This is a genomic window from Pseudomonas sp. B21-019 (assembly GCF_024749225.1).
Classification (GTDB): Bacteria; Pseudomonadota; Gammaproteobacteria; order Pseudomonadales; family Pseudomonadaceae; genus Aquipseudomonas.
On the sequence record NZ_CP087193.1, the window covers coordinates 2,551,017 to 2,576,911 of the forward strand.

A 25,895-nucleotide genomic window follows, 5' to 3' on the forward strand; every position below is an offset into this window, starting at 1 on the left:
AGGGGGCACTCTAAAGCACACCCACCGCTCGGCGATGTATGAAAAAGCCGCTGTAACCTGATGAAAACGGAATAGAAATGGTACGAAAACTCGAATGAGCGTGAGGTCTTGGTCGGAATATCCGGACATCTTTTTAACGATGGCCGAGATATTTCTTTCAATGACCTACCTCTGGTAGGTCATTTTTCCGTGTAAACCGACCCGATCGCTTTGCATCGCGGATCTCGGCACAGCCTACTTTGGCTGTTGAGTGCTTCGTTGTGCACGAAGTCTCTCGGCTCCCTGCAACAACAACTGTTCCGTCCCGGCCCAGCCAAGGCAGCCGTCCGTTACCGACACCCCGTACCGCAACGACGGGCTCAACGGTTGGCAGCCTTCGAACAGATGACTCTCAATCATCATGCCGACCAGCGAGCGATCACCTTGCAGGCGTTGTTCAAGCACGTCGTTGAACACGGCGGGCTGACGCAACGGATCTTTACCGCTGTTGGCGTGGCTGCAGTCGACCATGATCCGCGCCGGAATCTTGAGTCTGGTCAAGTCGCTGTGCACCTTGGCGATGCTGTCGCGGTCGTAGTTCGGCCCGCGATGGCCACCACGCAATACCAGGTGAGTGTCGGGGTTGCCCGGTGTCTGGATAATCGCAGGATGGCCCTGGCTGTCGACACCGAAATGGCGGTGCGGATGAGCGGCCGAGCGCATGGCGTCGCTGGCGACAGCCACACCGCCATCGGTGCCGTTCTTGAACCCTACCGGCATGCTCAGGCCGCTGGCCATTTCCCGATGGATCTGCGACTCGGTGGTACGGGCGCCAATCGCGACCCAGCTCAGCAGGTCGTCAAAGTAACCGGCGGCCATCGGTTGCAGCAGCTCGGTGGCAACGGGCAGGCCCAGTTGGAGCATTTCGCGCATCAATTCGCGGGACAGGGTCAAACCGCCCGCCATGTTATCGCTGCCATCCAGGTGCGGGTCGTAGGCCAGGCCTTTCCAGCCGACCGTGGTGCGGGGTTTTTCGACATAGGCGCGCATCACCAACAGCATCTCATCGCTGACTTGTGCAGACAGACGGGCCAGGTTGGCGGCGTATTCGAGGGCTGAACGTGGATCGTGAATCGAGCAGGGACCGACGATCACCAGCAGACGGGAGTCTTCACCGTTGAGGATCGCGCGGACAGCCTGGCGATGGGCGGCGACTTGTTGGGTCAGGGCATTGCTGAGAGGCAGTTGCTGTTTGAGTTGCAATGAACTGGGCAGACGCAAGGTCAGCGCTTCATTGGCAGGGCTCAAGGTGGACAGCGGCAGAGCAGAGACGGACGAGTTCATATTCGGGCTTCCTGGGCTGGCGGCGGGTTCGTCCCGCGCGCTCGGCCCTATTGGGGTGTTCGACAATTGGCCGGATTGGCTGCGTGTGTGTGCTTGCCACCTGTGGGTGACCGATCGGAGGCGGCAGGCTGTCCCGAGCGGAAGCTGGTAAATCGCCAGGCAGTAAAAGTGTCGTAACGGTAATAAGTGGCGTAATTCATGTCGTAAATCCTCAAGTTGTCTGGTGTGACGCTAAAAATGTTCAGGGCTGAAAAAACAAAACCCCCGGTCGGGAAGCCGACCGGGGGTTGAGAATTCTCTGGTGGCGACCCGTTTAAAGTGGGCGCCGTGTGGGTATCAGGCGCGCCAGTGGCTAAACCAATACCCAAAATAAAAGCTGACCGAAGCACAAACGTCATTCACCCGGGCAGCCGCAACCGAGCGCGGGGCGCTGGCGGTACGAAGCGGTGAGAGGGTGTTGAACATGGTCTGTCTCCGATGAATGAACCGAGCTTACTAGAGGCCGGTACGCGGATTCAATCAGAAAATGCTATCGAGCATCACGGGGCGTTTCTATCGGTTGAGTACGTCGCGGGTTGTGACACACTTTACGCAACGGGCGGCGTGTAACCGGCGCCCAAACCATCAACGTCACAAGGACGAACCATGACAACACTGACCATCGCCGCCGCTCAATCGATCTCCGTCGCCGGTGATCTTGCCGCCAATATTGCCCGGCACCTGCGTTTCATGCAGGTTGCCGTGGAGCAGGGCGTGCAATTGCTGGTGTTTCCAGAACTGTCGCTGACCGGGTACGAGCGTGGTCTGGCAGCGGAGCTGGCCATCGTGCCAGACGCCAGAGTGCTGCAACCACTGCGCGATTTCGCGCGGGAGGTCGGTGTGACCAGTGTCGTCGGGATGCCGATTCGTCTGTCGGACGATTCGCCGGTGTTGATCGGTGCCCTGGTGTTGGGGGCCGATGGTTCGCTCGGGGTTTACAGCAAGCAGCACCTGCACCCAGGGGAGGAGGTGGCATTTACCCCGGGAACAGGCGGTTCGACATTGAAGATCGGCACCGACACCGTCGCGTTGGCGGTATGCGCCGATTTTTCTCACGCCAGTCACGCAGCCGCCGCGGCACTACAGGGCGCTGATCTTTATGCCGCGGGCGTGTTGATTACAGAAAGCGGCTACGCTCCAGATACCGCACTGTTGCAAGGTTATGCCTGCACCCACTCGATGGCGGTACTGATGGCCAACCATGGTGGCGCAACGGGTGGCTGGGAGTCGGCAGGGCGTAGTGCAATCTGGGCGGCGGACGGCTCGTTGGTTGCGGCGGCACCGGGGACGGGGAATCTCATGGTGGTTGCTCGTCGCAATGCTGACGGCTGGAAGGGGCAAATCGTGGCTGTAGCGGAGGCTTGAATGGGTTTCGAATTGTCTCCGGCAACGTCTCGGGACCTGGACTTTGCTCGTGACCTGACTTGTCGAAATATGCTGCGCTACTACATTCAACATGAACTGTTGTGGCTGGACGAAGCTTTCGATGTTGCTTGGGAAGGGCGCGAAAACTGGCTGATTGTGCGTGATGACACACTGATGGGGTATGTCAGCCTGAGCCGTGACGCCAGCGCCTTGTATATCCGCGAATTGCATTTACTTGAAGCGTACCGGGGGCAGGGCGCCGGCTCCTGGGTGATCGATCAAGTATTCGCCATGGCCTGCAAGGAACGGCGCCCGGCATTGCGTCTGACCGTATTTGAAAATAATCCGGCAAAAATACTTTACGAGAGAAAAGGACTGAAGGTGGTCGGCAAGGACCAGTGTTTCCTGAGAATGCAGCGTGATATCAATGGACTGCATCGCTGAAACACACTGCCAGCAAGCCTCGCCAGAAGAATTGACACTTTTTATATGCTGCTTTCCGCTAGGTCTGCCAGTCGCTTTTTGCTAAGGTGTCCGGCAACCCAATAAGACCAAATCGCGAGGTGTCTGCTTGATTAGGGTGCTAGTAGTCGATGACCATGATCTCGTTCGTACAGGCATTACACGAATGCTGGCTGACATCGATGGCCTGCAAGTAGTCGGTCAGGCCGAGTCGGGAGAGGAATCCCTGCTCAAAGCGCGTGAGTTGAAACCCGATGTGGTGCTGATGGACGTCAAGATGCCCGGGATCGGCGGTCTTGAAGCCACGCGCAAATTATTGCGCAGTCATCCCGACATCAAAGTCGTCGCGGTCACCGTGTGCGAAGAAGATCCGTTTCCTACCCGCCTGTTACAGGCAGGTGCCGCGGGTTACCTGACCAAGGGCGCCGGATTGCCGGAAATGGTCCAGGCCATTCGCCTGGTGTTTGCCGGACAGCGCTATATCAGCCCGCAAATTGCCCAGCAACTGGCGATCAAATCGTTCCAGCCAACCAACGATTCGCCGTTCGACGCGTTGTCTGAACGGGAAATCCAGATTGCGTTGATGATTGTCGGCTGTCAGAAGGTGCAGATCATCTCCGACAAACTGTGCCTGTCGCCAAAAACAGTGAATACCTACCGTTACCGTATTTTCGAAAAGCTTTCGATCAGCAGCGATGTCGAGTTGACGCTGTTGGCGGTTCGTCACGGCATGGTTGATGCCAGCCTCTGAAAATGACTGAAACCTTCGATCCAAGTGCTTTTCTGTCGACGGTCAGTGGGCGGCCGGGTGTCTATCGCATGTTCGACAGCGATGCCCGTCTGCTTTATGTCGGCAAAGCCAAGAATCTCAAGAAGCGTTTGGCGAGCTACTTCCGCAAAACCGGTTTGGCTCCCAAGACCGCTGCGCTGGTAGGGCGTATCGCCCAGGTCGAAACCACCATCACGGCCAACGAAACCGAGGCCTTGCTGCTCGAACAGACGCTGATCAAGGAATGGCGCCCGCCGTACAACATCCTGCTGCGCGACGACAAATCCTACCCTTATGTCTTTCTCTCGGATGGCCAGTTCCCGCGCTTGAGCATCCATCGCGGAGCGAAAAAGGCCAAGGGCAAATATTTTGGCCCTTACCCCAGCGCGGGAGCGATCCGCGAAAGCCTGAGCCTGCTGCAAAAGGCTTTTTTTGTTCGTCAGTGTGAAGACAGCTATTACAAGAACCGCACGCGACCTTGTCTGCAATACCAGATCAAGCGCTGCAAGGCGCCGTGTGTCGGCCTGGTGGAGCCTGAGGTGTATGCCGAAGATGTTCGCCACTCGGTGATGTTTCTTGAGGGGCGCAGCAATGCGTTGGCGGACGAGTTGTCCGCGGCCATGGAGGAGGCGGCGGTCAATCTGGAGTTCGAACGGGCCGCCGAATTGCGCGACCAGATCTCATTGCTGCGCCGGGTCCAGGACCAGCAGAGCATGGAAGGCGGGACGGGCGATGTCGATGTGATCGCAGCGTTCGTCAATCCGGGTGGCGCCTGTGTGCACTTGATCAGCGTACGCGGCGGCCGGGTGTTGGGGAGCAAGAACTTCTTCCCGCAGGTAGGTATTGAAGAAGACGTTTCCGAAGTCATGGCTGCGTTTCTCGGCCAGTACTTCATCAGCAGTCCTGAGCGCGACTTGCCGAGCGAGCTGATCGTCAACGTGGTTCACGAAGACTTTCCGACCCTGATTGCGGCCATTGAAGAGCTGCGCGGTCGTGAACTGACCATCAGTCATCGTGTACGGGGCACCCGAGCACGCTGGCAACAATTGGCGGTCACCAATGCCGAGCAGGCGCTGGGTGCACGTCTGGCGAACCGACAACACGTCGCGGCACGTTTCGATGCCCTGGCCGAAGTGCTGAGCCTGAACGAGCCGCCGCAACGTCTCGAGTGCTACGACATCAGTCATTCCAGTGGCGAGGCCACCGTGGCGTCGTGCGTGGTGTTCGGCCCGGAAGGCCCGATCAAGTCCGACTACCGCCGCTACAACATCGAAGGCGTCACGCCAGGCGACGACTATGCCGCGATGCACCAGGCCCTGACCCGACGCTTCAGCAAGTTGAAGGACGGGGAGGGCAAATTGCCGGATATTCTGCTGGTCGACGGCGGTAAAGGTCAGCTGTCGATGGCCCGTGACGTGCTCAATGAGCTGGCCGTGCCCGACCTGATTCTACTGGGCGTGGCCAAGGGTGCGACGCGCAAGGCCGGTTTCGAAACCCTGTACCTCAATGACGCGGCCCATGAATTCACCTTGCGCGGTGATTCCCCCGCGCTGCATTTGATCCAGCAGATCCGCGACGAAGCTCACCGTTTTGCCATCACCGGGCACCGGGCACGGCGTGGTAAAACTCGCCGTACCTCGACGCTTGAGGGGGTTGCCGGTGTCGGACCGACACGTCGACGCGATTTGTTGAAACATTTTGGTGGATTGCAGGAGCTGTCTCGTGCCAGCATCGAAGAGATCGCCAAAGCACCCGGGATCAGTAAAAAGCTCGCAGAGTTGATTTATGCAAATCTGCACAGCGAGTAGAATGCCCAACTCACCTCGTAGCCAGTTGTGCCGATGAATATCCCTAATCTGATTACCGTTCTACGCGTCCTGCTCATCCCGATCTTCATTTTGCTGTTTTACTTGCCTTACCACTGGAGCTATCTGGCGTCGGCTTCGGTTTTTGCCTTTGCCGCCGCGACCGACTGGCTGGACGGGTATCTGGCCCGACGTCTGGAACAAAGCACTCCGTTCGGGGCCTTCCTCGATCCTGTTGCAGACAAATTGATGGTCGCCGTTGCGCTGGTGCTGCTGGTGCAAGAACACGGCAACCTGTGGCTCACGCTGCCGGCCGCCGTCATCATCGGTCGCGAAATCGTCGTCTCGGCACTGCGCGAGTGGATGGCCGAACTCGGCGCCCGTGCCCATGTGGCGGTGTCGAACCTGGGCAAATGGAAAACCGCCGCGCAAATGCTGGCGCTGGTGATCCTGCTGGCCAATCCGTCGGACTTCAGCTTCTGGGTCCTGATGGGCTACGCTTTGCTGATGGTGTCCGCTGGCCTGACCTTGTGGTCCATGGTCCAGTACTTGCGGGCCGCCTGGCCGCATCTGAAGACGGATGTGGAAAAGAAATAAAACTTTTTTGAATCAAGGGGTTGACGGGGCATCTGGATTCTATAGAATGCGCCTCACCAAGACGCGGGAATAGCTCAGTTGGTAGAGCACGACCTTGCCAAGGTCGGGGTCGCGAGTTCGAGTCTCGTTTCCCGCTCCAAATACAGAAAAACGCCACTCATTGAGTGGCGTTTTTTTTTTGCGCGTTATTTTGTTGTCAGCATTGAAAAAAGAGGCTTTTGCCTCTTTTTTTCGTTCCAGTGATTTCTACTGAGAACCACCCCCAGCCACGCTTTTTTGTACATTAAAACGTACGTCGAAATCCGGTCCCAGGGCATGCCGGTTTTCAGATAGATGACGCATTGCTGGAACCCGTACATCTCTCCTCAATCGATCGAGACGAGGAGATGTACATATGCCTTTGACTGAAAATGCGAAAGGGGATTAATCCTCGAACCGCTCGAAGAGAGGATCGTCTCACTGCCTTGGCTGCTGGCGAGAATTCTCTTACAGCAGTCTTTCTGGTCTGGCGAACCTTCAAGGTGGTTACATTGAGGCTCGGCCCAGTTTGATGTAGAGCTTGGGGGTGATGAAAACACTAATCTAATGCTGAGGATTTTCAATGAGTTGCGGGTTTTTTGACCTGATCTCGGACTCAAAATTATCGATAGCGCTTAGTGCTAGAGTCTTTTGCTCAGATAGATTTTTTCTCGTTACACGCATCACTCGATTTCTTCTTGCTTTTAGATAATCCAATTGGCCCGCTGGATTATCACTCAATGAAAGTGGAAGCATGGTTAAGGTGTCACTGAGTTCCTGCTTTGAGAGCTGTCCTTTCTTCGCGAAAATCAATAAGCGTTCCATATGGTGGTCAGAAAATAACCCCAGCGCTATAAGTGAGTCTTCTAAATCTCCGCCATCTAGCACTCTTAAGTGCTCAACTAAATACTGAGCGCTCCAATCATTTCCTTGTTCAACCAAATGCATCAATTGGTTGAGGTTGCTGTTCGACTGCTCGATAATCGACCAGCATTCAGTTTCGCTAGCTTCTGATAATGCAATAAGAGTACGCTTTTCTGGAGTGGTTAAAAACATCATGACTGCCTCTCGGCAATGGGGTGAACTATCACTCGCCGAAGCTGGCATGCCTAAGCTTGTAAGTGTGAGTAGCGTAAACAAAAATTCAAGTGTCGACTTTTTTATGATCATGGCGCACCACCTTTCAATAGATCAATGAAGTATCTTTCCTGGAGAATTACCCCCGTACGCAGGGTGTTCTCATTCGTCGTCAAACAAGTCATTCGATGGACTAACAGATGCTGTAATTCTTTCAGTTCCATCAGGGCTGATAATGTTGTTGGTTCTATTCATGGTGTTTATTGTGTCACCAAGGCGATCGGTGGAATGCGGAGTTCCGGGGCTAATCGGGTGCATTAGCTGCCAGTGCAACTGATTGTCGCTTGGGGGCGTATATTTGACAACTGCCGCCCTCACCGTAAGCAATGTGGGGAGTCGGGCTTGACCTTGTTTGATGTGGCCTAAATTATCGATCTTCCCCCAGCATGGGGAAAGATGCTTTAGCTTTTCGAGCGGAGATTTGTTTACATGTCTCGATCTTTCGTCACATGCCATACAAAACATTTCGCTAGATTGGTAGGAATGCCTTTGGCGTTTTCCTGAAGCCATGAACTAATAGCTTGCTCCTCATCAGGCTTCGCTCCGCCACTCCATAGAGTTATAAAGTGATGGTCGATTGGGTTGTCTGAATAAAATAAAAATGCAGGGTCAGTCTCATCTGAGGCTGCATACAAAATCGTCCAGCTAAGGCTTTTAAAAGATTGTAAAATCTCTACGTTGTCGACATTTAATTGATGTCCCACCTCTATGCGTAGTTTCGGTATTTCAGATAAGTTTAAACGTCGGTCAATACCATCACAGGGTGATTTGGCCCATGCAGTCAATGGCGGCAATAGGCACGAAATTGCAATCATGAAGATCTTAATGTTTGGAATGCTCATCGGTTAATTTCCTTTGTAACGATACAAAGTCGGCGCGCCGTACCAGAAGCTTTTGGCGGGAGCAAAAACTGGCCCTCCTGTGTGTGAGGCGCTCCATACATCTCTATTTGAGGAAGCTACTAGAGAATTGGCCACTTGTCATTCGTCCAATATCAATATCTGCTTGTTTGTAGATCGATGAAATGGATCCTGAACAATCTGCCCCAGTCTTCGTAGCGCCGCCCCAGACATATGGGACGTTGGAGCTTGACCAGTCTTGGGCTGCTAGCTCCACAGCTGCCTGCTGCACTGGGGTAAGTGTTAAACCAAATGGATCAATGAAATTCGTCGGGTTTCCCGATACATAGACAAATATATTTATCCCTCCCGCAAGACCAATCGGATCTCCCGAGATAAAACGCCCAAAACCTAGTTGGTAATACCGTGCCCGATAGTAATAGAGACCCGTACCATCATTTTTTCGATCGGTGTACTGCTGCTGTTAACACTGGCGGAGCCGCTGCTACTGGTCTGGCCATAAGGGTGCTGTCGGCAAGTGCTTGGGGTTGAACCCAGCGCATCAACCAAGTGGCTGTAGGTGCTGCCACTGGCCTCGGTGCGGTTGAATACTTCATCCAAGCCGCCCGTGAGGAGATTTGGCCTGTACCGTGGGGGTTACATTACCTTATCTTTCCAGAAGATTCTTCAGTGATGCATGACTGTCAATATATTTGATATCTGCAATTCTCCATCCTTTCGGAGAATCAATCATTACATACGAAAGCTTGATTTTTTCATGATTTGATGGGTAAACAAATTGCACGTCAACGCGCCTTGGATTGATGCTCTTTATGCTTAATTCTGATGCGGAAGCATCTTGTGAGGCAAATATTGGATTAAACTCTAACTTGCAAGTCTCGCCGGGATTTTTTGCAATACAGTCTGCCTCCTTTAAAATGAGGTGCACAAGTTTGTCATCAAAATACTTCTCGAGTTCTTCCTTCGATTGCATTAGAAGAGGGTCTCCAATGCTCTTCTTGGCATCATCTGGAGATGAGAATAGCGCCTCCCAACCATAATTCTTATATAGTTGATATACAATATCTGTCGATTCGACATCTTGTGGGTAGGCAGGTTGTGCAAATAGAAGCGGCACTCCAGCGACATGCAGGAATACCAGGTTTCGCAAATAGACTAATGTTATAGATTTTATATTATTGATTTGGTGCTCGATATATTTGATATGTCGAGTTTTCATGTCCGATACCTGGTGAGAAGTGATTTTTGTTGAAGTTCGACACCCATTGATCACTAATGAATATTGCAATACATCCAGGCGGATTTCCGCCAGGATGTGGTTGAAATACTACGGTATCACCTGCTTGAGGAGTGTAATTTTCTGAAGGAATAGGCGTAAACCCATTGTTTGTCAGCCGGCTTGTTATATTGGATTTTTTCATAATTTGTCTGAGGGTTTTAGCTCGTCGAACAATGTTTTTCTGATTGTAATTGGTATTTTTTTCTGGCTGGCGTAGTCGTTTATAAGAGCGATGAGCTCTGAAATGTTTTCAAGCTGGTCGGTGAATGTGATCTTCCCTGATGGAGTAATCCGGAATATTGGTTTTGTTGTAGGATATATATTAAATCCTCTGGCATTAAGTCCGCGCATGCTAGATACAGGGAAGGCAGTAATTAAGCTGACATTTCCCCATTTTATTTTTTGCCAGGTTTTACCAAAAATTTGTCTGGATAAGCACTGATCATCAATGGATAAAACTGAGCGTCCAGCTAAGATCAATCCTCCGACTAATATGGTTAAAGATAAGGATATTAATAAAAATATCCCGCCTCCTAATGCACCGTCACGCTTAATCCATATCCCTCCTAAAAAAATGCATAAACCGCTGGTGACGCACATCCATAGAGCAATGAAATACTGTCCCCGAAACTTGAATACAGTTATGTTACTCACTATGCGATCACTCCTAATGTATATAATGACCACTGCTTGTTTGCCTTGGCAGTGCATTGATCTCGCAGAGCGAAATCCATTCATAGCCACTGGATCCATTGCACTACCAATCATTCCTATAAACCAGGCACATGCTCAGGTAGTGCACGCTGCGCATGCTCAGTTACTGGTACTTAGCGGGCTGAAATCTGGAGCGGGGATGCCAGGGGAGGTAGGGGAGAAAAGCAGAGTGCTTTGTATCAATGCATTGGCGAATACTCAGCATTTGCTGCCGAGGCTTTAGACCTGAAGCCACCATAAGCACCTCCCTGTGAACCGGAGCCACATTAGGCTCGTCGTACACGTCGTATGCACAGCGGTTGGAACACGTGTGTGTTCACGATGGGGTCTTCATTCCATGACCTTGGGGGAGATCGAACGTCCACGATCCCGAGCATCCAGCACGAGATGACAGTAGTACAGGGTTTGAGAACTTGCCAACGGGAGCCCGGAAATCGACCAGCAGGAATGGTTCTTCTGCAATTGAGGTCGATGGTGCGAGGGTTGTTGAAGGAAGCCTGATTCCTTGCTGGGTATGCAAGCAGCTCCTCTATTTAGCTACTGGCGCGATTGGCGATCGGTACAGATTGGGTCACGCAACTCAAGACGCTACTGATCGAGCACGCCGGCGTAGTCGTGTGGGTCAACTCTGCCGCCTAATGCCTTGCAAGCACGAAGCCCGACGTTCTCAACCGCGAAGGTGTATTCGGGCATGCCCCATTCATCGAGGCCTGCGCGGTACAGAGGTAGCCGTCGCTGGCCTCAAGCAGTTGTGCTTCATTGATGAGGACACCGCCTCGTCTGGATAGTTGTGCCAGACTTCCTGTAAAGCAGTTGATCGCTAAAGGTGCGAAACGAATGACTTCATTCAGGTTCATAGGGCGCTCTCGCTCGCCGGATGAGGATCGGCGTGAAGACGGTTTTCGGCCCCTCGAATGGCTTTGGCGATTCGCCAGAAATAAATTGCGCCAATCGAAAATTCGAACACCGAACCGATGACCCAGCATGTCATCAGCGACGACGGCACATCGCGATTGCTCATTGCGACGTAATAGATCAACGGAATGCTTATAAACCACATCAGAATCAGGCGCACTACCAGCGAAAATCTGGCCATGCCAATACTCTCCAAGACGGCTGCACCCGTCATAGAGAAGACAAAGGCGGCGGAGAATGTCCACAGTACGCGTTGTGTATCGATGGCCAGGGCGACGATCTCCGGGTTGTGCCCCAGGTCGCCGAAAGCCTTGAGCAAGACCTGTGGCAAAGTGATTTGAACGGTGGAAACCAGCAGTACGTAGAACAGCTCGATGGTCACGGTCACCCGTAGGATCGTTGCCAACTCAGTGTATTGCTCCTTGCCCACTGCAGTGGCGCACAGAATGCTGCAACCAATACCCAAACCGATGATCGGGATGATGCCCAGGTAATTGATCGTCAGATTGACGTTGTTTGCCGCTAGCGCGCTAGAGCCCAGTACCGCGACTATCCAGATGAACGCAGTGTTGCCGAGCTGATCCACCCCGGCGGATAAGCCACTGGGAACACCTCTACGCAGCCGGAAAAACAGCCGAGGCAGTAGGCGCTCGCTACGGGCAATGAAGATGTTCATCAACTCAAGCCAGATTTCTCGAGGCAGCATTACTGCGTAGCACGTCAGCATGGACAGAGTGCCGATCAACGTACCGATAGCGGCTCCGGCCATTCCCATTTCGGGCAGCCCGAACTTTCCGAAGACCAGGCCGACGGTGAAGATTGAGTCGACTACTTGACCAACGATGCCGATCATGAGCGTTTCGCGGGTTCGACCCACACCGTTGAAGAACGAGGACAGCGCTGTGTCGATCGTCATTACGCCACCGAAGATCGCCGCCCAGAGCATGTACTGCGATTCGAGGCTGACAATCTGCGGTGGGCGGGAGCTGAGCTGTGGGATCATCGCGATCAACGGAGCGGCGACAAACAGCAGGGCACCGCAGGCAATACCAAGGAGCAGCCCCAGTGCGGCTTCATTCCAAGCCTCGCTGAGCCCCGATCGACCATTCGCCTGTGCAATAAAGGAACGTGACACGCCTACGGTGCTACAGAAGAAAGCGATGATCGCCATGCTCGTGAATACTGCTGGACCGGAGGCGGCCAGCGTATCTTGTGAGTAGTTTGCCAGGCATAGCCTGTCGACAAGCATCATCAATAAATTGCCGACCATCGTCCCCATCAACGGAAACGAGACGATAGCGATTCTTTTCGCCACCCCTGCGTCAAACCAGTGCCGCATATTCACATTCCTTTGTCTCGCGGCTGCCGCGATGGTCGCCCAACACCTCGCGTAAAAGAGCCAGCAGTGTGTCGGGATTTCCAATCTGCGCCAGCAGCAACAACAGCAGACGCTCCATGCCGAAGGCGACGCAGGCTGAATGCATGAGCGGTTCTGGGGCTTGCGGGCCGATCTTGAATGCGTTGGTAAACAGATCCCGGTGCAAGTTGCGCGAACTATCCTGTCATATGGATGGACCCAGTGGACACCATTTTTAGCCTCACAAGCGGATCGCCATGCGCTAACGAACCTCTTATCCAAAGCCCTTCAAAACCCGAGTCGTCCAGGAATGCCTGCAACGTCCTGGCCGGTGTCATCGTCGAAGGCGAATGGCATCCCGATCGTGTTTAGTAAGGCTCATCACAGAGTGCACCTTAATAATGAAGGAAAGATAAGAATACTTCTTACAAAATTATCAAAAAACCTCTATGGGAATTAATAATTAATTCATAAAAAAATGTACTTCTCCTAACCTTTAAGCATCAATTGCGGAGGTGCATTTATGTTGATTTTCATTAAGTCGATGATCATTGGGCTTTGTATCGCAGCCCCTGTGGGACCCATTGGGCTGTTGTGCATACAGAGGAGCCTTGCGCTTGGATGGAGAGCAGGTTTCGCGACAGGGTTAGGGGCGGCCACAGCCGATTCGATCTATGGATTTGTCGGTGCGCTGGGAATCACAGTCATCATAGCGACACTCATTAGCTTTAAGCCATGGTTGTGTATTTTGGGGGGATGTTCCTCGCGTACATTGGTTATCAAACAATAAAATCGAAAGCGAGCTCAACAGCCCTGGCGGGTGAACGAGCCAACCTGTTAAAAGCCTACTTGAGTACACTGTTTTTGACACTGTCGAACCCAATGACCATCCTGTCGTTTATTGCGATATTTGCTGCCATGAGCGATGGCATGGCTAATGATCAAAGCGGTCAGCACTCAGTGCTGCCTATGGTGACAGGTATATTTCTAGGCTCGGCTGTCTGGTGGCTGGGATTGAGCGGATTCTCCTCCATATTCAAGACCAGAATCTCCCAATCAAAGCTCAGGTTGATCAACTATTTTTCCGGGTCAACCATCACCATTCTGGGTGCCTACCAAGTAGCCACTGGCGTTATGCTCGCCACAGCAGCTTAATAGGGAAATGAGGCAAGGCTTATTTCTTATTGACTGATGAGTAAGCCTTGGCATCAATCCCCTACGGTTTGACGGGAGGATGCTTTACTGCGTTCTGGATTCAATGTACGCCCTGAGGCTGCCTATCGCTTGTTTGATTTCTGATTCTGTCGCATTGCTAAACGACAATCTGACCTGAGTGACAGCCTGATTCGTCAGCGAAAACAAGGAAGTGGGAAATACAATAACCTTGAAGTTCCTGGCGCACTCGCACATTTCAAAATATTCAAAGGTGAAGGGCAACTGTACATTGATGAAAAAACCTCCCTCTGGATGGTTCCAGGTGACGCTTCTTCGAGAGCAAGTCTTGATCGGGAATTCACGTTCAAGGCATTCAATCATATGGTTTCTTTTTTGCCTGTAAGACAACACTCTTGGTTGATTAAGCTGTTTTAAAGAGTAATTGTTCTCTATCAGCAAACCTCCGACAATTGCCTGGCACAGGGCAGGTGTATTGACGGTGATCAAGCTTTTGGCTTTACATAACCTGGCGCTAAAGGAAATCACCCCAGCGCTCTCCGGGGCGACTACGTAGCCCATACGCAATCCCGGAAAAATTGACTTTGCAAAAGAGCCAAGAAGGAATACTCGACTACTGTCGATTGACTTCATCAAGGGGATTTTATCTCCCTCGTACCTGAAGTAGCTGTAGGCATTATCCTCCAGGATAAAAAAATTCATTTCATTGGCCAAGGAGAGCATGGCCTTTCTGTCTTCATAGGAAAGGCTGTTAGCAGTAGGGTTACTAAAATCTGAAATCGCGTACAGCGCTTTTACCTTTTCCCCTCTGGACTCAAGATCTTCAGCTACCTTGCGCAGGGCGGATGGATCGAGGAAGGTGTCCTCAGGAACGGGTACAATTTTTATTCTTAATAATTTCGCAATCCCCGTTATTCCGGAAAACACAGGGTCAGGCACTAATAAAACACCACCTCCTTCAAAAATTGATAGCAGTGTCAAGGTCGCAGCTTCCTGAAACCCCATACACACGACAATACTTTCAGGGTTGAAAATTTTTATGCCTTCATCCACCTGCAAGTGTTCGGCTATTATGCCGTTGATAATTCCGGTGGTTTTTCCATATTGGCAAAGTAGTGTCGCAAGCGAGTGTTCCGTATCGACGGCGTATCGTGCATAGCTGGCCAGCCCTTTATCGATGAGGGACAGGTCGCATTGCTCGTCGTCAGGTCGACCGGAAGCCAGAGAGATTGCCTCTGGATTTTCACTGGAAATGGAATTTAGAAGATGGATAACGTTCAGAGTAGGGTCTTCGAATATCGTTTTTTCGAGTACGCTGGGCAATCTCGCTTCTCCATAAAAAGCAACGAGCCGTTGAAGGCTCGTTGCTCATGATTAACATCTGTTACGCAGGTTTAAGTGCACTTTTTTGATTGGCCATATTTTCCATGGCCACAAATGCCTGAAGTAGATCCTCTTTAAGATCCTCAAGGGCCTCTAAACCAAAACACAATCGTACCAACCCCTTTTCAATCCCCATATCCGCTTTTTCCTGCTCAGTCATCGAGGCATGGCTTCCACTAAAGGGTTGCGCAACCATTGACGTGACACAGGCCATGCCCGTACCCGTTCCAAACCATTTGAGGGAGCTGGTGAAGGTTTTGTAAAAGGGGACCAGATCGGGCCGAATATCAACAAACACAATGCCACCGTAGCCGGTCAATTGTTTACCATCGACTCGTGGATAATATACATGCTCAATAAAGGGCAGTTCCCGTAGATAGTTGAGCATGCTGGAGGTTGTGTTGCTGTGTTTCTCCATGCGCAGGTTAAATGTCTGCATGCTTCTGCGGAGCAGCCATGCGCTATTAGGCGCTAATATTGAGCCTGAGTAAAAGCGGCCTTCGAGGAGGCGCGTATAAATCATTTCATTGTTGACGAGTACCAGGCCGCCCATGACATCGCTATGCCCGGAGAAATACTTCGTTGCGCTGTACAGAGAAATATCCGCGCCGAAGTTCAGAGGCTTTTGAAATATCGGAGTGGCCCACGTGTTGTCAACGACCACCAGAGCGTGTGGGTTGTTTTGCTTAACCGCCTTGCTGACCGCATGAATATCAATGTCTTTCAGAAAGGGATTGGTCGGTGTTTCGAAAATGACCATGTCCACGTCCGACGGCAACTCTTTCAATCCACTTTCCGTGGTGAGATCCAGAATCGTCAGTTTCGCACCGATACGTGCCGCATATCGCTGAAACAGCTTATAAGAACAGCCATAGATATATTTGTTGATCACCAGCGACCCACCGGGTTTCAGCAGCTCCAGCACCATGTAGATGGCACTCATTCCGGTGCTGTAGGCCAAGGCGTATTCGCTTCCTTCCAGTGCAGCGACAACCTGCTCCAGCTCAGTCACATTGGGATTGGCTTTTCTCGAGTAGAAGAACGCCGAGTCGGCGCTAAAAGCGCTGCACTGATAAATAGGCGTCACGGATGGGTGGGCCTCTCGGTCATCGACCCTGATGTGGAGTATTTCAGTAGACACGCTCATGATTTGCTCACCAGTTTGATAACCTGCTCATACATGTTCTGCTTGCCTTCATACCCAATGGTCGGCGTGATGTCGTTTTGCGAAATACCAATCTCTTCAATCGACTCGGTTGGGAAGTGAGCCCTGTCGAATACTTCATGAAGATTTGAGTTCACCCCCTTGGGAAGCCAGACTTCAGGGCCTGATTCATCAATTCGTGCCTTGGCAATAATAAATCGATAGCTTTCATACGGCCGCAATGTCAGTGATTTCCAATCACTGTTGAGCCCGTCGGTATAGTTGCGCCGCAGGTAGACGGTCTGTTCAAAGTCTTCAGTATTCAGCACTTGGGCGTGCAGCGATACGATATCCCCATGCCACTCGAACTTTCGCTTCTCGTAAGAGGTCAATGCAGCCTCTCGCAGTTCAACAGGCGTGTTCGCTTTGTGTTCGCCCAGTAACTTGAAGTGTGCGTCGTGCCCACACCGGGTGCAGCAACCGTTGCTATCCAATCCGATCAGTTCAGCATTCAAACCGTAGCGGGTAACGAGTAGAGCGTTACAATTATTGCAGTTGGTATTGGTGCCCTCGACATCATTTACGTTGCCCAGATAAACATGCTCAACCCCCATGCTCCGGGCAATGTCCCGGGCCTTCAGGAGTCTATCCACGGGCGTCCTGATGCTATTACTCATTTTATAATCAGGGTGAAACCTTACAAAGTGGAGCGGTACATTCGGGCCCAGTTCATCCAGTACCCACTGGCTGATTTTCCTGGCGGTATCCTCATCGTCACTGATATCGGTAACCATCAAGGTGCTGACTTCAACATATTTACCAGCATCGTATACTTTCTTGATGCCAGCCAGAACGGGCTCTACCCAGCCTGTTGTGACTTTTCGATAGTATTCGGGGGAGATGGATTTTAGCGAAATCGAGAATATGTCGATGACGGGCAATAGTTCATCAATGGCTTCTTCACTGATAAAAAAAGCTGATTTATATAAATTGATTAAGCCCGCTTCCTTTGCCAGCTTTGCCGTATCGAGGATGAATTCATGCCAGACAACAGGGTCGTTATACGTCCAGGAGATAACGCGTATACCATGCTTCAAGGCGGTTTCTACAACCTGTTCAGGCGTATAGTAGTAAACATCTTTGTCTGTCACATACTTGGCCTGAGAGGTCTTCCAATTGTGGCAGTAGCCGCAGTTAAGCATGCAGCCGATATTGCCTAGGGAAAGGATTCGCTCTCCGGGAGCAAAGTGGAATACCGCCTCGGTTTCGATGGTCTCTTCGGTGCTGTGAACGCCTTTGCCATAATTTAATGTAACTAACCGGCCGCCTCTGTTTCCGCGCACCTTGCAAAAACCTACTTTACCCTCCTGAATGACACAGTTTCGGGGAGAAAGATGACACTTTACAACGCCGTTCGGGAGTATTTCTTCCAACTTTGCAGGCGTGCTTTCCAAGGTCCAGTTTTTATTTTTTGTAGTGTCCATCTCTCACTCCTCATTTTACGGAAGTTGCTGTCAATATCATCGGTTTAAATAGTCGAGGCGAAACAATCCCGCCGCCACAGTGGCAGCAATCCCCTAGTAGTTATTGATAGGCGGAAGAAACGCTGGTCAATCCATAATTCTTAAGTGAAAAACGCCTGGCGTTTATATTCATGAATGGCTGTATAAGAGGGCCTATGACCAACAAGAATGCAATGGTTCCCATACCGAAGGGCCCGCCTAGAAGCCATCCGGTTGAAAAGATGCCAATTTCAATTATCATTTTGGCTTTGGTGAATGACCACGCCCATTTGGACACCATGGTAAGCACCACAAGGTCCATGATTCTGATACCAATACCGCTCATGATAATCAGTGCAGACGAATAAGCACACAGCACCAGACCCATCGCCAATATCGTGTACTCATTCACTCTGACAATCAAATACTCTCCAAGCCCCAGCACGGACCAGAGGTCAATCAACAGACCTGTAAGTGTGGTTGTAACAAATGGGCTTATCGGAGGATATTTCTTGTTCCAGAGCATCCACCACAGCAGAAAGAATAGAGAAACGATACCCGAACAAACGCCCATTCCGAGCATGAGTATTTTATTTATCGAGATGATCAGGACATCTAAGGGGTCAGTCCCCAGTTGACTGACTATGAAAAACTTGGCCCCCACCGAGAAAAGGGCGACGCCAGCCAGATACATAAAAATCTGATCCGTCTTGAAATCACGAAAACTTAGGACTTGCGTTCCAATATAATTCGCGAATGATGGATAGGATTTTTTTTCACACTTTATTTTTTCATCTTCCATACGAACACCATCCCTGGAGGAGAATATTTTATTATGCAGTGCGTAACGCTAAGGATTCAGAGCTATTGATTACCCGGGTTCTTGTTAGGCTTTACCGGGCTGCAAATAGACTAGCACTCTGCTTTATTTTGGTGCATTATTTTTTAATGAAAACCGGGTGCTTTTCATTAAAATTTATACTTTTTGCTGTGGGAGCTTACATGGACCGTATAGACATCAAAATCTTGGGGAAGGTGCAGGACTTTGGTCGCATTTCCATCACGGAGCTGTCCAAGCACGCAGGTCTTTCTATTCCCGCCACCACTGATCGGTTGCGAAAGCTCGAAGATTCTGGGGTCATCAAGGGATATAGCGCTCAGTTAGATCCAACCAAACTAGGGTTCGGCATATCTGCTGTCGTCGGCATGACCACCCTCAAGCCTGCGAAATCCAAATTGATAGCGACGCTCAACGACATACCCGAAGTCGTTGAGTGCCTGCACGTCACGGGTAACGACTCCTACCTGATCAGGATCTATGCCAGGTCAATGGCCGATATCGAAAATATCATTGCGAAGATCAACGCGTACGGTGAGACACGTACAAGCATTGTCTTGTCTGTCCCCATCGAGAGAAGAAAGCTTGTCCCTTGAGCCCGTACATAGAACAGTCAGCTGTCAGCTATTTCAAGGGTGATCATTTTGTTTGCCCGGAACGGCGCCACCAGCGATTCATCTGTCCCTGAATCGGTAATTAACGTCCACGGCTCTTTGAGGAACGGTGAACAATGTCATGCCGGTCGCAGACACTTGGGGTACTGCGGCCGATGTGCCTGCGCCCACTAACGTACTTGGCCGCGATTGCCCCACAGGGAACACAAGACTCGCCTTGGCATGTCTTGTGTTTTTTCAAGCGATGCTCTCCGATGCAACAGGTTCTCGCGAGGCAGCGCGTGCCGCCAGGAAGGCAAGAACTGCCGCCACGCCCAGCAGCGTGGCGCTCAACTCGAAAGTCGCTCGATAGCCGTTCGAGTCAAATACCAGCCCGCCAACGGTTGCGCCGGATGCAATGGCCAGTTGGATGATCGCCACCATTAAGCCGCCTCCGGCTTCAGCATCCTCTGGCAATGTTCTGGCCAGCCATGTCCACCATCCCACCGGCGCCGCGGTCGCAACCAGCCCCCAGAGGCCCAACAAGACGGTGGTGGTAGTCGCAGAGCTGCCGAACGAAACGAGTGCCAGTGCGATCGCCGCCATCAATATCGGGATGACGATGAGGGTGCGATGCAGGCCATTTTTCAAGAATGCTTCAATCAGGAAGGTTCCCGCGAGGCCTGCCAGGCCGAGGACGAGCAACATCAGTGACAGCATGGAAATACTGACGTGCGTGACCGTTTCAAGGAACGGGCGCAGGTAGGTAAATAGCATGAACTGGCCCATGAAAAAGACACTGACCGCCGCCATGCCTAACGCGACCGGTGTGCTTTTCATCAGCCTGAAAACATTTCCAGTGCCTGAACCGCTTTGCGACTTCATCGCAGGAAGGCTCGCCCAAAGCCAGAGACTGGCGATTACCGCGACCGGGATGACGCACAAAAATGCGCCGCGCCATCCGATGAAGGCTCCGAGAAAACTGCCCAGAGGTGCTGCAATCACTGTCGCCAGAGCGTTGCCGCCATTGACGACTGCCATGGCGCGAGCGATCTGGTCGTCAGGCACCAGGCGTATGGCAGTTGCCGCCGACAATGACCAGAAACCACCAATTGCTACGCCGATCAGCGCGCGGCCGGCCATGAACACCCAGTAGTTCGGCGCGAACGCGACCACGGTTCCCGAAACGATCATCAGCAGCGTCAGGGACAACAGCAGTGGCTTGCGGTCGACCCGCGCCGCCACCGAAGCGGTCAGGAGGCTAGCGAATAGCGCAAACAGCCCAGAGACTGAAATGCCCTGGCCCGCTTGCCCTTCGGTGATATGCAGATCGGCGGCAATCGGTGTCAGCAGGCTGACGGGCATGAACTCCGATGCCACCAGGACGAAGGCGGCGAGCGACATGGCGAATACGGCACCCCATGATTGTTCAGGTTTTCGCGGGGCTGAGAGCGTGGGTTGGATCATTGATTGAATCCCGTAATGCGCGAAGCGTCGCGGCCCCGGGAACGAGGCCGCGCGTGAGAACGGATGCCCGGCCAGGGCACTGTTCAGTGCTACTTCAGGTTGCTTTTGAAGAATGTGGTCAACTTGGCGAATGGAATGAGGTCGACCCGGTCGTAAAGATCCACATGGCCGGCATCTGGAATGATGAGCAGTTCTTTAGGTTCTGCCGCGCGTTTGTAGGCATCCTCGCTGAACTCGAGTGAGTGTGCCCGGGCGCCAGCAATGAACAGCAGTGGGCGAGGGGAGATCGTCTCGATGTCGTTGAACGGATAGAAGTTCATGAATTTCACGTTGCTGGTCAGCGTCGGCATGGTGGTTGTCTGTGCCGATGCGCCGGCAGGGGTGACCTCGCCACGCGGTGTGCGATAGAAATCGTAGAACTCGTCACCCACGGCGTTGCCGGTCAGCTTCAGTGGTGAGCCGCTGGTATAGCGGACTTCGCCACCCCAGAATTCGGCGTTGCGCTGCTGCGCCGCTTCGCGAATGATTTGCTGGCGTTGTTCGATCGTTACACTGTGCTTGAGGCCATTACGATTGGCGGCGCCCATGTCGTACATGCTGACGGTGGCGATGGCCTTCAGGCGCGGATCGATCTTGGCCGCACTGATGGCGAAGCTGCCACTGCCGCAAATACCGATGACGCCGATACGTTCACGGTCGACCAATGGGCGAGAGCCGAGAAAGTCCACGGCGGCACTGAAGTCTTCGGCGTAGATATCAGGCGAAACGGCCTGGCGAGGCGTGCCTTCACTTTCACCCCAGAAGGACAAGTCCAGCGACAGTGTGACAAATCCCTGCTCGGCCATTTTTGTGGCGTAGAGGTTTGCACTCTGCTCCTTCACTGCCCCCATTGGATGACCGACAATGATCGCGGCATTCTTCGATTGAGGATTGAGGTTCTTCAGGATGAACAGATTGCCCACCACCTTCATGCCGTATTGATTCTTGAAGGTGACCTTTTCTACCGTCACTTTTTCGCTTTTGTAGAAGTTGTCCGCGCCGTTCGACAGATCGGCTCCCGTTGAAGAAAAAGAGGTAACAAGCAGCCCTAGGGCAAGCAAAATGCCTTTCACTGAATAGTCCTTTTGATGAGTGGTAATTCGCTGGCGCCTTTCGCTTAGCCAGCCAATGTGGCGTTGTCGATCACGAAGCGATACTTGACGTCGCCCTTGAGCATCCGCTCATAGGATTCGTTGATCTGATCGACCTGGACCAACTCGATGTCGGCGACGATGCCGTGCTCGGCGCAGAAATCCAGCATCTCCTGCGTCTCGGGGATACCGCCGATCATCGAGCCGGCAATCGTTCGTCGTTTCATGATCAGGTTGAACACATTGGGCGATGGATGCGGCGAGGCGGGCGCACCGACCAGGGTCAGCGCACCATCGCGCTTGAGTAGAACCTGGAAGGCATCGAGATCGTGGGGGGCTGCGACGGTGTTGAGGATGAAGTCGAAGCTCTTGGCATGCGCGGCCATCTCCTCAGCGTTGCGCGATACCACCACTTCGTCCGCGCCCAATTCCTTCGCCGCTTCGCGCTTGGATTCGGATGTAGTGAACGCCACAACGTGGGCGCCCATCGCGTGGGCCAGCTTGATGCCCATGTGGCCCAGGCCACCAATGCCGACCACGCCGATTTTCTTGCCCGGCCCGGCGTTCCAGTGACGGAGTGGGGAGTAGGTGGTGATGCCCGCACACAGCAGTGGTGCGACGGCGGCCAGTTGTTCTTCGGGATGGCGAATACGCAGAACATAACGTTCATGCACCACGATGTTTTGTGAGTAGCCGCCGAGCGTCCAGCCAGGTGCGTCCGGGGTCGGGAAGTTGTAGGTGCCGACCATGCCGTCGCAATAGTTTTCCAGCCCCGTGGCACAGTCTTCACAGTGTTTGCAGCTGTCGACGATGCAACCGACACCGACCAGATCGCCGACTTTGAAATCCACAACATGCGCGCCGACCGCCGATACACGACCCACAATTTCGTGCCCCGGTACGCATGGAAATTGCGTGCCCGCCCACTCGGCGCGCACTTGGTGCAAGTCCGAATGGCAGATGCCGCAAAAGGCAATATCGATCTGAACGTCATGGGTGGCGGGTGTGCGGCGAATGATTTGCAACGGTTCAAGGGGCTTGTCGCCCGCATGAGCACCGTAGGCTTGTACAAGCATGGGAGAGTCCTCAATGGCTTTGTCGGATGAACATTTTCCGGCTCTGCCCAGACTCCCTGTAGTGCATTGCGCTGGATTACTTGCCTGATTCTATGAGTCTCTGTTTTTTTGCAGGACGGTCGTAAGCGGGCGAGTTAGAGTTCAGCGAAGAGGTACAAGGCGAACATGACGATCAAACACGAGACTACTGCTCAACACCTGTCGCCACAAGAAACGCTCGTGCGGATCATTGGCGAGCAGATCCCGAAACCAGGTGACTACGGAACGCCCATTGCGGGCCTGGGCTTTTTCAGGCGCGAACATCCGTCGCCGCCCGTCGTCTGCATGGTCGAGCCAAGCATCATCCTCGTCGCCCAAGGTGAGAAACAGTTGTGGGTAGGTGGCGAGGGCTACCCGTATGACACGTCGCGATTTCTGATCACCTCATTGGACTTGCCCGCCAATTCTGAGGTGCTGGTGGCAAGCCCGGAGCAGCCATGCCTGGGGCTGACTTTGAAGCTCGATCTGCGCATGTTGGCTGAGCTGATAGTGCAGGGTGACTTGCCGCCAACCCGTGATCGATCAGTGGTGAAAGGTGTCGGGATTGGTTCAGTAACGCCTGCCATGTTGGCGTCGTTCGAGCGCTTGCTGGCGCTACTCGATGAACCCGAAGCCATCCCTGTGCTTGCGCCCTTGATTCAGCGCGAGATTCACTATCGTCTCTTGAAGAGTGATCAGGCTGCCAGGTTGCGGCAGATTACCTCGGTCGATGGCCAGGGTTATCGCATCGCAAAAGCCATCGACTGGCTGAAGTTGAATTACGCCTCGGCGCTTCGCGTCGAAGAACTTGCGGCGCGAGTGCAGATGAGCACGCCCACCTTTCATCACCACTTCCGCCAGCTCACCTCGATGAGCCCGTTGCAGTACCAGAAGTGGTTGCGATTGAACGAGGCGAGGCGATTGATGCTCAACGAGCATCAGGAAGTATCAAGCGCAGCCTACCAGGTCGGCTATGAAAGCCCGTCGCAGTTCAGCCGCGAATACAGCCGTCTGTTTGGCGTACCCCCCAAGCGGGATATTGCGATGTTGCGAGGGCAGGGGGTAGCAACATAAATACACCCTGTCAGGCAGGCGCCATCAGGACGGTTCTCAGCTGGCAGCTAAGGCTATACAAGGCCGACAAACGACAGAATAACCAGGACAATCACAACTGCCCCGACGATGTAGATAATATTGTTCATGAAAGCCACCTCTCTATCCCAACAGGATTGCGACACCACGGTGCCTATACAGATGACACCTTCGTTCGCAGTTACGTTCCCCGAACCAGTCTCGACGACGGCACCTCGCAGTAACCTTGGCTAATTTGCATGTGCTCAAGGAGCGCGCCGTGGCTGCAGGACACCATCCCGTTCGGCTTACTCCAGTGTTTTCCCAGCCTGAGCGATTGGGCAATTTGCGGGCAAACAGTAAACTGGTAGGCGTTTTGTCGTTGAAGGGCACCAGTCTTCGCGGACCAGATTGGCAAGCAACACACCACGCTATCGACGGCTAGCAAAGGAGGGCGACGGGGTTGAGCGAAGGTCAACCCAAGCTAATTTATGGTGCGAGGAAAGGTTGCAGTGAATGTTGTTCCGCTCGTTAGAGAAGACGTTACAGCCACGTCGCCGTGGTGCGCCCTGGCGATCTCACGAACAATGAACAAACCCAGCCCGACACTTCTAAGTTCAGCATTGTCATGACTGCCGCGGATCATCGGTTCGAACAGGTCCTTGAGCAACTCAGGTGGTATGGGTGTGCCAAGGTTGTGGACTGTAATAATGACCGCTGGATCTTCGATGCGCGAAGAAACGGTGACTCCGCTATCGGCAGCACCGTAGGCCACTGCATTGGCGACCAGGTTGCCGATGAGCTGATAGAGTCGATCACTGTCGGCAGTAAAGTCACCTTGCCCATAACGCAGGTGGGTCAATTCATGCCCGGGGAACGCCAGACTCAACTCGTCCAGACAGTCGGCCACCAGTTCGTGTAGATCGACGGGTTTGGGCAGAACTGCGATACCTCGCCCGACCTGCGTCAAGGTGAAATCCAGCAGATCGGCCACCAGGCGCTGCGCGCGCTCTGCGGAGTGGGTGATGTGGCCAAGGATTTGTGCCTGCTTAGCATCCATCTCCCTGCGGCCCAGCAGTTCTGTTGCCATTTTTATCGCCGACAATGGGTTGCGCAGGTCGTGACTGACAATCCCGATAAGCTGCTCGGCGAACAGGGCCCGGTCTTCCGCCGCGGCGTAAGTGATGCGCAGCTTGTCTTGGGTGATATCCATCACCCGTTGATCCTTGAGGTGTTTTGCCAAATGTCTTTCTGCGAGCATTCGGGCATGGAGCAGCTCACGCTCGTATCTTTGCCGATCTTCGGCTTTGAACAGCGTCATTTCATGAAATATGCCAGCAGAACTCTCACAACGGACGGCGCTGAGCATCATCGGAATTGAATGTCCGTTGTAGTGAACGAGATCGAATTTGACATCAGCGATCACGCCCTGGATTTGCATAAGGGGCGCCCAGTACGTCCTGTGAAACGTCCTCCCTTCAGGGCTCATCAGGTCTTGGATGTGACGACCGACCAGCTCACTCCTGCGGTAGCCAATCCAGCGGCAGAAGGTGAGGTTGACCTGTGCGATCTGGCCATTTTCTGCGGTAGGCAGTAAGCCACAATCAGCTTCATCGAAGAGAATTTCAGAACCGGGCAGCGAGTCGTCATCTGCGGGCATTTGTATTCACTGACCAATGGGGCCGATATCTGAAAAATTATAGACACCACTTGGGCAAGGACTCTCAAAATTTACTCCTTTTGCAGTGCTTGGTCTCGACATACGGAGGGTTAGCCAATCTGTTGCATCAACTCTTCGAGGCAGCCACTGTCGACCGGCTCAAGTGATGAAGTTTGTGGGCGCTCGGAAAAGTCGTTCAA

General features: G+C 52.8%; 24 protein-coding genes, 1 tRNA gene and 2 pseudogenes. 9 read left to right on the plus strand and 18 right to left on the minus strand.

Features of this window, described 5'->3' with window-relative positions; translation table 11 throughout:
• Positions 1-234 precede the first annotated feature (234 nt).
• On the minus strand, positions 235-1,323 hold the full coding sequence (locus LOY36_RS11540) for a 3-deoxy-7-phosphoheptulonate synthase (protein WP_258673601.1): 1,089 nt from the start codon (positions 1,321-1,323) through the stop codon (positions 235-237).
• A 645-nt stretch (positions 1,324-1,968) separates the two neighbouring features.
• On the opposite strand from LOY36_RS11540, the gene LOY36_RS11545 reads away from it, so the two are divergent.
• The 6 genes from LOY36_RS11545 (at position 1,969) to LOY36_RS11570 (ending at position 6,499) form a co-directional block, all read left to right on the plus strand.
• Positions 1,969-2,727: a carbon-nitrogen hydrolase family protein gene (locus tag LOY36_RS11545; protein ID WP_258673602.1), complete on the plus strand. Its 759-nt coding sequence runs from the start codon at positions 1,969-1,971 to the stop codon at positions 2,725-2,727.
• Positions 2,728-3,171: a GNAT family N-acetyltransferase gene (locus LOY36_RS11550; protein ID WP_258673603.1), complete on the plus strand. Its 444-nt coding sequence runs from the start codon at positions 2,728-2,730 to the stop codon at positions 3,169-3,171. It begins immediately after the preceding gene.
• Between the two features lie 127 nt (positions 3,172-3,298).
• The gene (gene uvrY / locus LOY36_RS11555; RefSeq protein WP_008015884.1) at positions 3,299-3,940 is read left to right on the plus strand and encodes a UvrY/SirA/GacA family response regulator transcription factor; all 642 of its coding nucleotides are present in this window, start codon (positions 3,299-3,301) and stop codon (positions 3,938-3,940) included.
• Positions 3,941-3,942: 2 nt separating this feature from the next.
• On the plus strand, positions 3,943-5,766 hold the full coding sequence (uvrC, locus tag LOY36_RS11560) for an excinuclease ABC subunit UvrC (protein WP_258673605.1): 1,824 nt from the start codon (positions 3,943-3,945) through the stop codon (positions 5,764-5,766).
• 33 nt (positions 5,767-5,799) lie between these two features.
• Positions 5,800-6,360: a CDP-diacylglycerol--glycerol-3-phosphate 3-phosphatidyltransferase gene (pgsA, locus tag LOY36_RS11565; protein ID WP_007933765.1), complete on the plus strand. Its 561-nt coding sequence runs from the start codon at positions 5,800-5,802 to the stop codon at positions 6,358-6,360.
• A gap of 63 nt (positions 6,361-6,423) precedes the next feature.
• A tRNA-Gly gene (locus LOY36_RS11570) sits at positions 6,424-6,499 on the plus strand.
• 443 nt (positions 6,500-6,942) lie between these two features.
• Here the strand turns inward: LOY36_RS11570 and LOY36_RS11575 are convergent.
• From LOY36_RS11575 to LOY36_RS11605, 9 genes and pseudogenes are all read right to left on the minus strand, one after another.
• Complete coding sequence (locus tag LOY36_RS11575) at positions 6,943-7,548, minus strand: hypothetical protein (RefSeq protein ID WP_258673607.1); 606 nt, start codon at positions 7,546-7,548, stop codon at positions 6,943-6,945.
• Positions 7,549-7,940: 392 nt separating this feature from the next.
• Positions 7,941-8,357: a hypothetical protein gene (locus LOY36_RS11580; protein WP_258673609.1), complete on the minus strand. Its 417-nt coding sequence runs from the start codon at positions 8,355-8,357 to the stop codon at positions 7,941-7,943.
• Positions 8,358-8,460: 103 nt separating this feature from the next.
• Positions 8,461-8,646, minus strand: coding sequence for an NlpC/P60 family protein (locus tag LOY36_RS29120; protein WP_408981109.1), 186 nt, complete (start codon positions 8,644-8,646; stop codon positions 8,461-8,463).
• 24 nt (positions 8,647-8,670) lie between these two features.
• Positions 8,671-8,820: pseudogene (locus tag LOY36_RS29125) on the minus strand (RHS repeat-associated core domain-containing protein); the annotation flags it as partial.
• Positions 8,821-9,021: 201 nt separating this feature from the next.
• Complete coding sequence (locus LOY36_RS11585) at positions 9,022-9,594, minus strand: hypothetical protein (RefSeq protein WP_258673611.1); 573 nt, start codon at positions 9,592-9,594, stop codon at positions 9,022-9,024.
• A gap of 198 nt (positions 9,595-9,792) precedes the next feature.
• Positions 9,793-10,308, minus strand: a complete 516-nt coding sequence (locus tag LOY36_RS11590) for a hypothetical protein (RefSeq protein WP_258673612.1) — start codon at positions 10,306-10,308, stop codon at positions 9,793-9,795.
• Positions 10,309-11,003: 695 nt separating this feature from the next.
• Complete coding sequence (locus LOY36_RS11595) at positions 11,004-11,225, minus strand: hypothetical protein (protein WP_258673613.1); 222 nt, start codon at positions 11,223-11,225, stop codon at positions 11,004-11,006.
• Positions 11,222-12,622: an MATE family efflux transporter gene (locus LOY36_RS11600; protein ID WP_258673614.1), complete on the minus strand. Its 1,401-nt coding sequence runs from the start codon at positions 12,620-12,622 to the stop codon at positions 11,222-11,224. The genes LOY36_RS11595 and LOY36_RS11600 overlap by 4 nt, the downstream gene beginning before the upstream one ends.
• Positions 12,606-12,827, minus strand: a complete 222-nt coding sequence (locus tag LOY36_RS11605; RefSeq protein WP_258673615.1) for a hypothetical protein — start codon at positions 12,825-12,827, stop codon at positions 12,606-12,608. The genes LOY36_RS11600 and LOY36_RS11605 overlap by 17 nt, the downstream gene beginning before the upstream one ends.
• A gap of 336 nt (positions 12,828-13,163) precedes the next feature.
• Between LOY36_RS11605 and LOY36_RS11610 the strand changes: the two are divergent.
• Positions 13,164-13,795 (plus strand): annotated as a pseudogene (locus tag LOY36_RS11610) (LysE family translocator).
• A gap of 84 nt (positions 13,796-13,879) precedes the next feature.
• Here the strand turns inward: LOY36_RS11610 and LOY36_RS11615 are convergent.
• The 4 genes from LOY36_RS11615 to LOY36_RS11630 form a co-directional block, all read right to left on the minus strand.
• Complete coding sequence (locus LOY36_RS11615) at positions 13,880-15,136, minus strand: PLP-dependent aminotransferase family protein (protein ID WP_258673616.1); 1,257 nt, start codon at positions 15,134-15,136, stop codon at positions 13,880-13,882.
• Positions 15,137-15,197: 61 nt separating this feature from the next.
• Complete coding sequence (locus LOY36_RS11620) at positions 15,198-16,343, minus strand: PLP-dependent aspartate aminotransferase family protein (RefSeq protein ID WP_018927728.1); 1,146 nt, start codon at positions 16,341-16,343, stop codon at positions 15,198-15,200.
• The gene (gene amrS, locus LOY36_RS11625) at positions 16,340-17,824 is read right to left on the minus strand and encodes an AmmeMemoRadiSam system radical SAM enzyme (RefSeq protein WP_258673617.1); all 1,485 of its coding nucleotides are present in this window, start codon (positions 17,822-17,824) and stop codon (positions 16,340-16,342) included. Before amrS ends, LOY36_RS11620 begins: the two co-directional genes overlap by 4 nt.
• 100 nt (positions 17,825-17,924) lie before the next feature.
• A complete protein-coding gene (locus LOY36_RS11630) occupies positions 17,925-18,644 on the minus strand; it encodes a YitT family protein (protein WP_258673618.1) in 720 nt (239 codons plus the stop codon).
• 200 nt (positions 18,645-18,844) lie between these two features.
• Here LOY36_RS11630 and LOY36_RS11635 point away from each other — a divergent pair, with 200 nt between their 5' ends.
• Entirely contained in the window at positions 18,845-19,276 is a 432-nt protein-coding gene (locus LOY36_RS11635) for an Lrp/AsnC family transcriptional regulator (protein ID WP_019578517.1), read from the plus strand.
• A 255-nt stretch (positions 19,277-19,531) separates the two neighbouring features.
• On the opposite strand, the gene LOY36_RS11640 is transcribed toward LOY36_RS11635, so the two are convergent.
• The 3 genes from LOY36_RS11640 to LOY36_RS11650 form a co-directional block, all read right to left on the minus strand.
• The gene (locus tag LOY36_RS11640; RefSeq protein WP_258673621.1) at positions 19,532-20,740 is read right to left on the minus strand and encodes an MFS transporter; all 1,209 of its coding nucleotides are present in this window, start codon (positions 20,738-20,740) and stop codon (positions 19,532-19,534) included.
• A gap of 89 nt (positions 20,741-20,829) precedes the next feature.
• Entirely contained in the window at positions 20,830-21,852 is a 1,023-nt protein-coding gene (locus LOY36_RS11645; RefSeq protein ID WP_018927734.1) for an alpha/beta hydrolase, read from the minus strand.
• A 44-nt stretch (positions 21,853-21,896) separates the two neighbouring features.
• A complete protein-coding gene (locus LOY36_RS11650; protein WP_258673623.1) occupies positions 21,897-22,946 on the minus strand; it encodes an NAD(P)-dependent alcohol dehydrogenase in 1,050 nt (349 codons plus the stop codon).
• A gap of 165 nt (positions 22,947-23,111) precedes the next feature.
• Between LOY36_RS11650 and LOY36_RS11655 the strand changes: the two genes are divergently transcribed.
• Positions 23,112-24,038, plus strand: a complete 927-nt coding sequence (locus LOY36_RS11655; RefSeq protein WP_258673626.1) for an AraC family transcriptional regulator — start codon at positions 23,112-23,114, stop codon at positions 24,036-24,038.
• A 481-nt stretch (positions 24,039-24,519) separates the two neighbouring features.
• Here the strand turns inward: LOY36_RS11655 and LOY36_RS11660 are convergent, their stop codons facing one another.
• On the minus strand, positions 24,520-25,695 hold the full coding sequence (locus LOY36_RS11660) for a PAS domain-containing sensor histidine kinase (RefSeq protein WP_258673627.1): 1,176 nt from the start codon (positions 25,693-25,695) through the stop codon (positions 24,520-24,522).
• Positions 25,696-25,895 lie beyond the last annotated feature (200 nt).